The organism is Vibrio mediterranei (assembly GCF_013364395.1).
In the GTDB taxonomy this organism is placed as follows: domain Bacteria; phylum Pseudomonadota; class Gammaproteobacteria; order Enterobacterales; family Vibrionaceae; genus Vibrio; species Vibrio mediterranei.
Genome location: NZ_JABXGK010000001.1, coordinates 2,701,883 through 2,715,117 on the forward strand (window position 1 = coordinate 2,701,883; position 13,235 = coordinate 2,715,117).

The window sequence follows — 13,235 nt, forward strand, 5'->3', positions numbered from 1 at the left end:
GGTTACCTAACTTGTCTCGAAGAAAAAAGAAAGAGTGCGATTTATACGCACTCTTAGTAAAAAGGTCAACTATGTACGAAACACGCTCGTACTATTTTCTCAATGTTACTTTTTCTCAGGTGGCAATGCCCAAGGACTCTCTGTCGCCGAGTTTTCTAGACCAAGCTTCCAAACTCGACCAAAGTGCTTATAGTGACCAGCCTGTGTACCTGCAAAATCACCCATCCCATGATATAAGTCGAAGTGATTTCCTTTTACCGCCCCACCGGTATCAAGCACAATCAATAGACGTAATTCATGGGCACCACTCCACGTACCATCCGCATTCAACAGCGGTACTTCTGCAAGGATTGGTGTTCCCATTGGAAATGCTAAGCGATCACCCGCTACCGACGCCATTGGCAATAATGGAATGCCAGCCGTACCCGTCACCGGTGCGGCATCTTGAGGCTGGAAGAACACATACGAGGTATTTTGCTCTAGTAGCTCTTGCACGGTCTGCTCATCTTGCTGCATCACCCAATCTTTGATGGCTTTAAGCGACATCTTTTCTTTTGGTACTTCACCGCGTTCAATAAGCACACGTCCGATACTCACGTATGCCTTGTTGTTTTTGCCGGCGTAGGCGAAATATTCGAGCGTGTCATCATCTTCAAAATGAACAAAGCCACTACCCTGCACTTCCATAATGAATGGATCAATCAAGTTGCTTGCATAGCCAAGTTCTAAACCTTGACCATTAAGCGCACCACCGTAGATTTCAGCTCGAGTTGGGCAGTCTTGCGAACAATCTGGTAAGGCATAGACCGGATAGCGGAAGGTTTCATCTGGCTTGTGACGCAGTTCCATCACTGGCGAAAAATAGCCTGTAAATAACACATTACCTTTGTTATCGCCGCCACCTAATTGGGCCGCTTGCACACCAAAATTTGCCAGTTGCGCTGGATCGCCACTTTGGATCGCCCACGCCTCTAGTTGCTCATACAAAGGCTGATAGATTTTAGCCATCGACGGCGACTTCTTAATCACTTCATCTGCCTGACTTGCAAAAGAGTTGAAGTTTCTAGGTTGGTTCGACTCGATAACTTCGGTCTTGTTAAGCAGTTTGGTAAATTCGCCATCTTGATATTGCTGAGCGCGGTCAGTTTGTGCGCAGCCAAATACGAGCAATACAGAGGCGAGAGGCAGAATACGTTTGATCAAGTTAGTCATCCCTTATTTGTGGTGCATTCAGGATGGCAAACTCTTTAAAAAAGCGCAATAAAACCGAACGTTATAGTAGGTTGTTTTTGTGTTTTCCTGACAAAACAAAGATGGGATTGTAATGAGTCGGTGATAATTGCCTCAATTCCGTTTTAGCTTCATTAAGAATGTGATAACGATACAAGGTAGGACCAACATAGAATGACAATTCATCACGAGTAAGCTCAAAGTCTGTCGCAACTACTCGGTTATCGATAACCACTTTATCAGGAGTAAGCTCGAAGGAATCTCTAGCAAAAGGAGCCGCATCTCTTTCGTACCAAACACCGTACACGGCCTGTTTTGGATTCGCATGAGATTGATAACGGTCATACAAGTCTTGATATAATCCTAATACTGCTAAGCTACCGACTAACGCCAGCACGATTAAGGTTCGTTCCAACCACTTATTGGGTTTTAGTCTAGCTGCCGGTACTGCTTTGATTCCGACTGCACCGCTTTGCTTACCGCTACTCATACCAAGCCTTACCATTTATCGACAGCGACATATTGTCACTGCAAATCCAATCATGCAACTCATCACCTAAACTGCGCAAATTAAACCTTGCGCAACACTGAATAAAAAGTCATTATTTCAACATAAATAAACCAAGAGTAAGCCGCGTGAAGATTCGTAGTACCGCCTTAGTTAAAGGATTTAGGCAGTCCACACCTTATGTTAATGCACACCGTAACAAGACCATGGTCATTATGTTAGGTGGCGAAGCGTTTTCCGATAAAAACTTCACCAATATCGTCAGCGACATTGCCTTACTGCACAGCCTCGGTGTCAAACTGGTTCTCGTCCACGGCGCGAGACCACAGATAAACCAATTACTGGAGCAAAATGATTGCCATTGTCCTTACCACAAGGGAACACGTGTCACGACGGAAAAATGTCTCGATTACGTGATGCAAGCGACGGGAAGATTGCAACTCGACATCACCGCTCGCCTGTCTATGAGCCTTAATAATACTCCTATGGCAGGCAATCAACTTAACGTCATCAGTGGCAACTTCGTTATCGCGCAACCTCTTGGAGTCGATAATGGCATCGACTACTGTCACAGTGGGCGAGTCCGTCGTATCGATATCCAAGGAATCAACCAAGTACTCGATCAAGGTTCTATTGTACTTCTTGGCCCAGTTGCCGGCTCTGTCACAGGCGAAACTTTTAACCTTCTCTCAGAAGAAGTGGCGACCCAAGTCGCAATAAAATTAAATGCCGATAAATTAATTGGTTTTTGTTCCGAGCAAGGCGTGTTGGATGAAAATGGAAATGCTATTGCAGAACTATTCCCTGCCGAGGTCAATCAACTTATCGAGCAGTTCGAGGATAAAGAACGCGTTAACGAGGGTGAAAGCAGCGGTACGCTACGTTTTTTACGTGGCGCTCAGTCGGCTTGTCGCGCGGGCGTTCCTCGTTGTCACCTTATCAGCTATAAAATTGATGGCGCATTGATACAAGAGCTATTCTCTCTTGACGGTATCGGAACGCAGATAGTCATGGCCAGTGCCGAACAAGTTCGACAGGCAGATATTGATGATATTGGCGGTATTTTTGATTTGATTCGCCCGCTTGAAGAAAAAGGTATTTTAGTTCGTCGTTCGCGCGAGCAACTTGAGCAGGAAATCCATCAGTTTACCATCATAGAAAAAGATGGGTTGATCATTGGCTGTGCGGCACTTTATCCATATCTACATGAAAAGATGGCGGAAATGGCCTGTGTCGCTATTCATCCCGATTATCGTGATGGCAACCGTGGCGTGTTATTACTCAATCACATGAAACAACAATCAAAGATGAAAGGGATAGAGCAGATTTTTGTGCTAACCACTCATAGCTTGCACTGGTTTAGAGAACAAGGATTCTTAGAGATCGGTGTAGAGTCCTTGCCAATGGCAAAACAAGATTTGTACAACCTACAGCGCAAATCAAAGATATTGTCTGTAGCAGTTTAATAATAGCTCGATAGCCGTCGATTTTATGAAATCGATTGCTATCAATAAAATTCACAAATTATTTTACTTCTCAAAGATTACTGTCTAAAATTCGCTCAAATCACAGGCATTTTTGTGATGGGACTCCCAAATACATAGCGCTTTTTGGGGAATGCAAGGATAGCTAGGTGTGCCACGACAACTTTAAGAGTGACATCTATGCGTACAGTTATTTGCAATTCCATTCAGAGCTTCTGGGATATGGCTGAAAACCAGTTCTTAGAAGGACACAATGTCCATTGCGTGTTTCCGGTAACTGACAAGGTAAAGTCTCTAATGAAGATTTACCAACAACAGTATCGAATCAACCAAATCACGTATTCAGAAGTCTTTAACTAAAGGCTTTGGGCATCTACCGCCATGGATGGTGGAAAACCACTCACTGTATCTCCCTCTTTCTCACGTTTTAGTTCACTAACCGCTTCGCTAAACCACTATGTCGTAAAGTTTTATGGCGAATACCTCGATTCACGACTCGTTGATCAGCCACCAAAGTGAACTGTTTTTTCGCTCGGGTAATGCCAGTATAGATAAGCTCTTTAGTCAACAAGGGCGAGAAGTCGGCTGGTAAAATCATAAACGTATGAGAAAACTCACTGCCTTGAGACTTATGAATCGTCATCGCATAAGCCGTCTCATGCTCAGGCATACGGCTCGGCAGCACAGACTTAATACTACCATCAGGCAATTCAAAAAATACTTTAAGCCTTGGTGTCTCAGCGCAATGGTCCCACATACAAATGCCTATATCACCGTTAAATAAGCCAAGACCATGATCATTTCTCGTCACCATCACAGGGCGGCCGATATACCACGCCTCGTCACCGCGAGAAATTAGCCCGCGTTGCTTTAGACGTTTTTCGATTCGCTGATTAAGCCCTGAAACTCCAAAATCGCCTTCACGAACCGCACACAACAACCGGCTTTGGGCAAAACTGGAGAGCACCTCTCTCGCCAAACGCTGCTGCCAATGTGACAACGTTTCAGCACTTTGCAGTTCTTCTCCTTGCGGATTGGCGCGCACCAATAGCGTCAGGTAATCTTTGTAAGTACGTACTAGCTTATCAACTAACTGTTGATAGCTATCCGCACTTAAGGCTAGCCATTCAATATCATCAAATGTTTTGTTCCAGACCTGATCAAAACCGTAGCTATTTGCCGAGTTAACTTGCTTAGCTAGTTGACCGATGCCAGACCTTGCATCAAAACGATAACTTTTTTGTAGCACGCACAAACTATCAACCAATGCAGAGGCGGATTTTGAGGATTCCACTTTGCCAGCTAATCGGCAATCAAACTGTGTTAACGCTTGAATCAAATCATTTTGCTGACTGCTGTAACCAAACTGAGCAAAGTCACAAATGTCCGACAACACTGCTCCGGCTTCCACTGAGGCTAGCTGGTCTTTGTCTCCAAGAAGAATAAGTCGAGCATGCGCCGGTAACGCATCCAATAGACGATGCATCATCGGCAGATCCACCATAGACGCTTCATCGAGAACCAACACATCTAAATGCAATGGGTTAGCGTTGTTATGTCGAAACTCAACGCGACCGGGGATTGCACCGAGTAAGCGATGTAGCGTGCTCGACTCCGTTGGAATTTGCTGCTTAATTTCTGGCTCCACAGTTAACGAGTCTACCGCTTTACCTATGGATTCCGTCAAACGAGCTGCCGCCTTCCCCGTTGGCGCCACCAGCTTAATTGAAGGTGATTCACCGGCTTGATTCGCCTGATGTACCATCGCAGCTAACAACTTAGTTACCGTCGTAGTTTTGCCAGTACCAGGTCCGCCTGATATCACAGCGAAGCGACGTGTAAGCGCAACTGCGGCTGCCACTTTTTGCCAGTTTAAACACAGAGATAATGGAATAGCATCATCCAAACCTTGAAGTGCTTTTACGTTTGTCGCTTGCGTGACTATATCGTCAACATATTGCCAATCGATAGATTCCGGCTTAACCACATCGAGAAAATCGCAGATAACTTGCTGGCGCATAACCTGATTATTCTGCTCTGCGGGTAGAGCAGACAAAGCGGAATAAAGATAGTGGTACTCACGCGTGAATAGGCGATCTAACATCTTTGCGACGCTTTGCAGCGCATCTCTCTCAATGGAAATCGGTTCAGCCATGGCATGGAGGCGAGTAGCGATCGTCTGTTCAAAGTAGTAATAACGCTGTAGATATAATCTATTTTGCTGCCAAACCAATGGCGTGACCGCCGATGTCATAATGTCGTTTGGAGACAAACAGGTAACCGTAGACGCCTCCGTCATTACCTTTTGCCAATCGACTTGACTCACCATGCACTCTAGCGACTCAGCAGCTTCACCGTACAAACCGATCAAGCTTGGCATCGGCAGAGAGACTTGCTCATCTGCATCAAGGTTGACGCAAATATGCCCTTGACCTAATTGGTAGCTTGTAACCGCAGCTAACCACATCAACGGATCTCGATGCTGTTGCTCAATGGAAGAGATAAACTTCGCAAACTGAAAATCCAGCGGTCTCAAGACATTTTTTTCCGCTAGATACATGACCCATTCGGAGAAGTTTTTTAATACCATTGCCATCAGAATCCTAACCCCATTTGCTCATTTGTCTCATCTAATTGCAAAGACTCTCCTGAAATAAGCCCATCTAATGCTTCTATCATGGCTTTGTCGGGCCTAGCACTAAAAATACCGGAGTCAGAATCGGGCCTAACACCACGTAAAAAGAGATAAAACACGCCGCCAAAATGCTGGTCATAATCGTAATCAGAGATACGGGTTTTCAAGAACCGATGCAGCGCTAGTGCGTAAATTTGGTACTGGAGATCATAGCGATGATCAACCATAGCGTTATCGAGTTGATGTTTTTGATAACGCTCTGCTTCATCACCTAAATGGTTAGATTTCCAGTCGAGCACATAGTACTTACCTTGATGTTCGAACACTAAGTCAATAAAACCTTTAAGCATGCCTTTAACGGTGTAAAAGCCCAGCTCGCTCGCCTTAGCGGATAACGCATCGTAGCGTTGTATAACACGGTTTAATGACACCGCATCAAGCACTTCAATCGGCAAAAGAAATTCCATTTCCACCAAACGTTGCGTAGAGTCCTTATCTCTTAAGTACAGCGCTTCACCATCTAGCGCCGTATTCATGACCTGATCGACAAGTTGCTGAATCACCGGTAACCATTCTGCATCGTATTGCTCTCGCTCGAGAAGCTGTCGAATAACCTCGCTATTTTGTAGTGATGTCGCGGGCTCTGTAAATTCGATTTCTTCAAACACGGTATGTAAAAACGTGCCGGGACGCGCCCCTTTAGGAAAATGAAAAATGGTTTTTTCTGGTTCCAATAACACGTCGACTTCATGCTCTTCGGATGAATCGATATCAAGTCCGGATGCTTCAATAAACACCTCACTATCGTTGCTATGATGGCTCTGTTTTACAAGGGCTGAATAACTGGTGATTCGCCAGTCACGATCAATGGCCATTGATTGAGCTTTAGCGACGAGCTCTTCGGTCGGTTGCGCCAACTCTTGATAACGCTCCTCATCAAGTACTGGTACCTCTGTGATAGCGATAGCTTGAGAAGCATTGGCAAGCTGATTGAGCGCAGAACTTAACTCGCTCACTCCCATTTCTTGACCATTTTGGATTAGATGCCCTATTGCGCTGTGATGAACTCCAGTTGGCTCCTTGGTTGAGCGGCCATTTCTCAGTGGCGCCATCCCGATAAAACAACCATAAACTGCACGAGTTAATGCCACATAGATGAGGCGCAAATCTTCGGCAAGCCGCTCTTTATCGGCTTGTGCCATAGAGGCTGATGATTGACGTAGATCGAGTACCGATGATTGGCTTTCGGCATCATAATACTTGGCTTCCATCGCTTCTCGATAACTCACCACAAACGGCAAATAAACCAAGTCGTATTCCAAACCCTTTGACTTATGAATAGTGATAATCTGAACGAGATTACGCTCTGACTCTAAACGCTGAATATGCTCATCACTAGAGCCTAATCCTTGCTTGGCATCCTCTATCGCTTGCCCCAACCAACGTAGTAATGCACTGTCGCTCTCCATATCTTGTCTTGCTGCTTGCAGCAGTTCGCCCAAGTGGAGATAGTCGGTAAGTAATCGTTCACCACCATCAGTAGACAACAATCGGTTGGAGATTTCTCGCTTAAACAATACTGAACGCAGCATTGGTAAAATACCGCGCGATATCCACTGTTGGCGATAGTCACGAAATTCAGCAACCACTTGTTCCCAGAGATTTTCATCATTATTGAGGCTGTCCAGTTGAACGGCAGGCAGAGCAAATAGCTGGGAGGCTAACGCACTTTTTAGCATTCTTTCATCGTCTTGATGCCAAACTGCCAGCATCAAACGCAGTAAGTCATCAGCTATTTCGCTGGTAAAAACGCTATCACGGTTGGAAAGATAAACACTAGCGATACCGCGCTCAGCCAAGGCCTGTTTAATCAACTGACCTTCACTACCAGTTCTCACCAACACTGCGATATTGCCCGCTTCAATCGCTTCGTTGTTGTCACCATTAATCAGCGCTGCTTTACCGGTTTGGGACTGGGTTAATACCTGTTTGATGTGCTGAGCGGTGGCAGCTGCCATCGTTGGTACATACTCACTCTTAGCAACGGGGGATTCCGCGTCTTGGAGCCAAAACTGCATTGCCGCTTGATGTTCACCGTTACACTGCCACTGCATTTTACTCGCTTTAGGGCTAGCATTGACAGCATGAAACGGAATATCATCATCGTAAAGAAAAGCCGAATCTGCCTGTTTAAACAGTGCATTAACGCCAGTGACCATGCTCTCGCTGGAACGCCAATTCGTACCTAACGTATAGTGGTCTTGTACCTGGTTTCGAGCTTGTATATAAGTAAAGATATCAGCTCCACGAAAACCATAGATTGCCTGTTTCGGGTCACCAATCATAAACCAACCACAGTCGGCGTGATTTAAGTACACATGACTAAATATCTGATACTGAAGCGGATCTGTATCTTGGAACTCATCAATCATCGCCACCGGAAATTGTGTTCGGATTTTTTCCGCCAGAGTGTCACCAGATTCGCTGTCCAAAGCCGCTGATAAATGGGTCAGCAAATCATCAAATGAGAGCCATTGCTTTTGTTCCTTAGCTAGAGCCAATCGCTGACGACAATGCTGAATAGCCAATGCCAACAACGAGGTTTTGAGCTCAGGTGGCTGTGCTAAGAAGGCTTCAATCTCAGTAAAGATCGCCATCGTTGGCGCGTCGCCTTTAGGCGTTTTTTCTGTAAGAACGTTTTGAGCGAATTTTTCTAATTGCGTTGGTAGGTAGTAGTCCAATGTTTCTTGTTTAGACCAATCAGTAATCGCCTCAACCCAAGTCGGCAGTGACTTTTTAGTGTAACTGCGTTTGTTTACATCCGATTGACTCACACAACCAACAATGTCGTCAGCGACCGCTAGCCATTCCGACTTAAGGGTTCGGATTCGCTGTAAATTCTGTGCATGAAGCTGGGTAATGTCACTACAAGCATCGACATTTGTTAGCGACAGCGCCGGGCCAGTCAAGTAATTGGCAATCACTTTGAGTAGATCATTTGGCGTCGCCCATAGCTTTCGGACTTCACTTGCAAGCTCCAACCCTAGCGGATAAAACTGACTGCGCCAAAAATCTGCGACCACTTGAGCTTTTAGTCGGCTTTCGTCGGTGATGAATTCATTATTGAATCGAGATCCAGACTCAAACGCATTTTGTGTCAGCATTCTTTGGCAGAAACCGTGGATGGTGTACACCGCCGCTTCGTCCATTTGGCGTTCTGCCTGAAGCAAAGTATCTACCGCAAAGCGATGATCTGTTATGTCATTTAGAAGAGGTTTAATGACCGGGTCGTCACTGTCACCGCGCGCAAAAGCAATTCGAGCCTGATGAATTCGAGCGCGAATACGATCTCTAAGCTCAGCCGTTGCCGCTTCAGTAAACGTTACGACTAAAATCTGGTCGACAGTTAGTGGCTGTTTATGACGACTTTGGTCGCTGCCATGACCGAGAAGTAGGCGCAAATAAAGGCCCGCAATGGTAAATGTTTTACCAGTACCCGCTGACGCTTCTATTAATCTTGCACCGTGCAATGGAAACTGCATGGTGTCTAACGCTATTGGTTCATGGCTCTGTGACATGGTGTTTAAACTCAACTGTGTGATCCAACGCTTAATTCTTTAATTCTATCAATTAGATATAACTATCATTTATACAGGGTGCGATCGCATTCACGGAATTCATTATCTGCTCCCACTACTATGCGCCCTAGAAACTGGTCCCTCTGACCTACTTGGCCGCACAGCAATCTCCCTACACACTATAAAAATACTGGCGGCCGCCCCCTTTCTTGCTCACGCAGCCTTCCCAAATTCACGAAACTTTCCCTATTCATGAGAGTAGTACTCTTCAGCATCCATACTTAGGGTTCTTGGGGCTTCTAGCACGAGCTGCGAGACTAATTTGAGATCATTGGCAAGCACTTCACTCCATTCAGGCCAGACTCTAGAAATATAAGGATTCTCGCCCTCTCCCGTTTGCATGTAACCACCGATAAATCGAGCTTCCATTTTACTCAACATCTTTTCATCGTTCGGAGTCCAGTTGCCTCGACTATAGTTCGCCTCGATACCTGCTAATGCCGATTCAGGGAAATAGGCTAGAGGTTTATCCAAACCACCAAGAAACAACTCAAGTAATTGCCTCATATACTGTTCCGCTTGAACACTATCAAGTTGAGGATAGACACGATGTACTACCCCTTCTTTTTTGTCGTAGGCCAGCATATGGGTCGCTGCTGGTTGACCTGCGAGGGTCAGTGCTAGATGGTCAATCCACGCACTTAAATAGTCACTAGAACGCAAACGCCCACTACGGTATCTAAGCAAGCCTGAGGCATAAATACCCGTGACCCAACCTTGTAATTTAATGGTGATCGAACCCAAGGTTAATTGCAGGTTTATTTCGGTATCGTCCAATGCTTTATTCGACAGCGGTCTCACGGCCTTAGCGAGTTCTTCGGTTTGCACCACGTTCGATGCAAATTCCAAATCACCGAAGTGATTGATAGGTAGATAGCCTTGCGCCTTCTGTTCGGATTTAAATGCCGTTATTAAGTCAGTGCCGTCTTCTGATTTAGTAAAGAAATCAAGTAGCTCTTTTCGCAATACAAAGCTCTCTAATCCATTAAGCGCAAAGGGTTCATCGTCTTCGGTTGTAAACTGCTGTGAATCAAAACTGACTTCAAGCCTGCGGTTGAATAGATATTGAACGGGCAACCGCCAAAAACGCTGCAACTCGGTAAGTTCCAGCTCAACAACACTGCCGACGGCACGTTCAATAGGCTCAAGCGTAAATGGCTCTGAACCGTCAAACCTCACATTACTGAGCTGCTGCAAAGCAGCGGGTAGCCACTCGGAGGCATAACTTTGATAGCTGTGTGCGGACTTAAAATGAGAAGCACTAAACGGCACCATCGCGTATTCCTGAACCAAACTGTTGCGAAGTTTGGCTCCAGACTCATCCACGCTTAACTCACTATCTCCTTGCAAGCAGTAGTTTTGCTCACAATATTCCACCAGCTCTGATACCAGTACCGAAGGTACTCGCTCAGTGTTGTCCTGAATAGAGCGTCCAACGTAGCTAATATAAAGCTGTTGCTGTGCCGATAATAAGGCTTCCAAAAATAGATAGCGGTCATCATCTCGACGAGATCGATCTCCCGGTTTGGTGCGACCTGTCATTAAGTCAAAACTTTCAGGTGGAACACTTCTCGGGTAAACACCGTCATTCATACCAAGCAAACACACAGCTTTAAATGGTATCGAGCGCATTGGCATTAAGGTACAGAAGTTGACTTGCCCAGCAAGGAAGCGCTGACTGACTCGTGATCCCGATAGCTTATCGATAAAATATTGGCGTACAATGCGAGGTGCAAGTGGTTCGCTATAGCAAGCATCTTGAAGCTGTTCTTTGAGACCAGAAAGCGTGTCACGAATCGCTTTTACAACCACTTCACCTTCTAGATCAACATCAAAGAAATCATCCAACAAGGCATTTATGTTGGTTTGCCATGTATCTATTGGTGCGGATTTGGCAAGCAATCCACGATACTTGGTAATGGTATCGATAAACTGTGCCAGTTTGCCTGCACTTTCGGCTTGCATACCTTGAGTCTGCTCATAAGGCGCAATGGTGCCATGCTCAAACTCAAACAAGCCAGCTTGTTCACTAATAGCATACCCGGCCAGCATTCGAGAAATACCGAACATCCATGAGTTTTGCTCAAATTCAGGTAAGTCGAACTCACTGGCAGTGTGGTTATCCAAACCCCAACGTATCTGAGCCTCTTCGACCCAAAGTTTTAATGTAGCAAATTCACTGTCACTGATATTGAATCGCTGCAAAATAGCAGGTACCTCAAGCAATTCAAGTAACTCACTACTGGAACAACGCAACTCAGGTAACTGCAATAATAGGTTAAAAGCATTCAATAAAGGGCTTTCTTTGTCTGCCGTTCGGTCCGAGATCGAAAATGGAATGTAGCGCTCACCGGAAGCATTACCAAATACCGCCTGAATCGCAGGGCTATAGGCGTTGATATCGGCTACCATGACAATCACATCACGCGGCTTGAGATCGGGGTTACGATCAAACATCGCTAGCAAGTTATCATGCAACACTTCCACTTCACGCATTGGACTGTGGCAAACGTGTAAAGATAGTGAATGATCTTGAGGCAAAATGGTTGGCTTATGTTGAGAACTTAGCAATAGCTGATCATCTTGGTGTTCTTCTAAGTTCAAAATATCCGCTTGGATATTTTCCAACAGCGTAGTTCGCTGTCCATCAACAAATGCTTCTATTTCGTTCGACTCCAGCTGTGAAAGAAGATAGAGATTATCCCTTCCTAACTTACCCATAGACGCTAGTAAGCTGTTGCCAACTTCAGAGATATGCAGTTCATCTTCGATATTTTGCTCGATGGAGCCTTTAAGCTGCTCCACCATCGACATATCGCCAGAATGCGCCACATCGGCAATTTGTTGTAAATGCTTGCGCTTATTGGCGGCAAGCTTGGACAGATATTTTCTGTCACGCACTTCACCCCAGTAATAACGACAAGGGTTGGTGAACATCAGATGCACATCAATATGCTGCCCGAGCGCCTTAAGGGCGTCCAAGTATCTCGGGGGCAAAGAAGAAATGCCGAAAACAAATAAGCGCTTGGGCAGCCTATCTAGACCATGCGATTTCACATCCACATTGTGTGTTAAGGCATCAATAAAGTGTTCATAGAGGTTAGCACGGTGGTAAGGTGACTGACCTAACGCTACCGTATGATCATACAACGCCTGCCATAGTTTAGGTTGCCAAGGCTGCTGATCTTCCAGTTCAACGACAGGTTCCCCAGCTTCCCATGCCGCTATCCACTCTGGTCGATAAACCAAGTAGCCGTCATAGATATCGGCGATTTTTTCAGCCAATTGATAGCGTTTCGAGGCATCGGCATCATCGGAAAGGTACTGAGCGAGCGGAGCAAAGTCTGGGTCATTGAGATGAAGCGGTAACAGATGCATGATTTTCCATGTCATCGCTTCTTTATTGAATGCACTGCGCTTGGGCACCTCATCCAACACTTGAACAAATCGATCCCAAATAAACGTCGCGGGAAGTGGAAAGTCGATATTGGCAGCAATGCCAAATTCTTGTGCCAGCGCCATTTTCAGCCATTGTGACATACCTGGGCTTTGCACAAGAATCTGTTCTTTTTCGAATGGATTATCTAGTGGGTCAATCTTGATTAATTGCACCAGTAGAGATTTCAATACATCGATTTGATTTGAGTGATAAACGGTGAACACGTTGCCGCGCGCCTTTAACTAATTGTCCTCACTCAAGATTAACACATTAACTTCAGTTCTAATATTTACTTGAAGCC

Annotated in this window: 7 protein-coding genes; 2 read left to right on the top strand and 5 right to left on the bottom strand. The window is 45.4% G+C overall.

Features of this window, described 5'->3' with window-relative positions; all coding sequences use genetic code 11:
• Positions 1-105: 105 nt before the first annotated feature.
• Together mltA and HOP38_RS12595 are read right to left on the bottom strand one after the other, a co-directional pair.
• Complete coding sequence (gene mltA / locus HOP38_RS12590) at positions 106-1,203, bottom strand: murein transglycosylase A (RefSeq protein WP_198558178.1); 1,098 nt, start codon at positions 1,201-1,203, stop codon at positions 106-108.
• A 70-nt stretch (positions 1,204-1,273) separates the two neighbouring features.
• Positions 1,274-1,720, bottom strand: a complete 447-nt coding sequence (locus HOP38_RS12595) for a DUF2850 domain-containing protein (protein ID WP_006071103.1) — start codon at positions 1,718-1,720, stop codon at positions 1,274-1,276.
• A gap of 146 nt (positions 1,721-1,866) precedes the next feature.
• On the opposite strand from HOP38_RS12595, the gene argA reads away from it, so the two are divergent.
• On the top strand, positions 1,867-3,204 hold the full coding sequence (gene argA, locus HOP38_RS12600) for an amino-acid N-acetyltransferase (protein ID WP_038222242.1): 1,338 nt from the start codon (positions 1,867-1,869) through the stop codon (positions 3,202-3,204).
• Between the two features lie 198 nt (positions 3,205-3,402).
• Positions 3,403-3,582: a hypothetical protein gene (locus HOP38_RS12605; RefSeq protein ID WP_006071100.1), complete on the top strand. Its 180-nt coding sequence runs from the start codon at positions 3,403-3,405 to the stop codon at positions 3,580-3,582.
• 67 nt (positions 3,583-3,649) lie between these two features.
• Here HOP38_RS12605 and recD read toward each other — a convergent pair whose 3' ends face one another.
• The 3 genes from recD to recC all read right to left on the bottom strand — a co-directional run bounded on the left by recD (position 3,650) and on the right by recC (position 13,158).
• Positions 3,650-5,818: an exodeoxyribonuclease V subunit alpha gene (gene recD / locus HOP38_RS12610; RefSeq protein WP_198558179.1), complete on the bottom strand. Its 2,169-nt coding sequence runs from the start codon at positions 5,816-5,818 to the stop codon at positions 3,650-3,652.
• Positions 5,818-9,435 (bottom strand): exodeoxyribonuclease V subunit beta, encoded by a 3,618-nt coding sequence (recB, locus tag HOP38_RS12615; protein WP_198558285.1) that lies wholly within the window; start codon positions 9,433-9,435, stop codon positions 5,818-5,820. The genes recD and recB overlap by 1 nt, the downstream gene beginning before the upstream one ends.
• A 246-nt stretch (positions 9,436-9,681) precedes the next feature.
• Positions 9,682-13,158 (bottom strand): exodeoxyribonuclease V subunit gamma, encoded by a 3,477-nt coding sequence (gene recC / locus HOP38_RS12620; protein ID WP_198558180.1) that lies wholly within the window; start codon positions 13,156-13,158, stop codon positions 9,682-9,684.
• Positions 13,159-13,235: the final 77 nt, after the last annotated feature.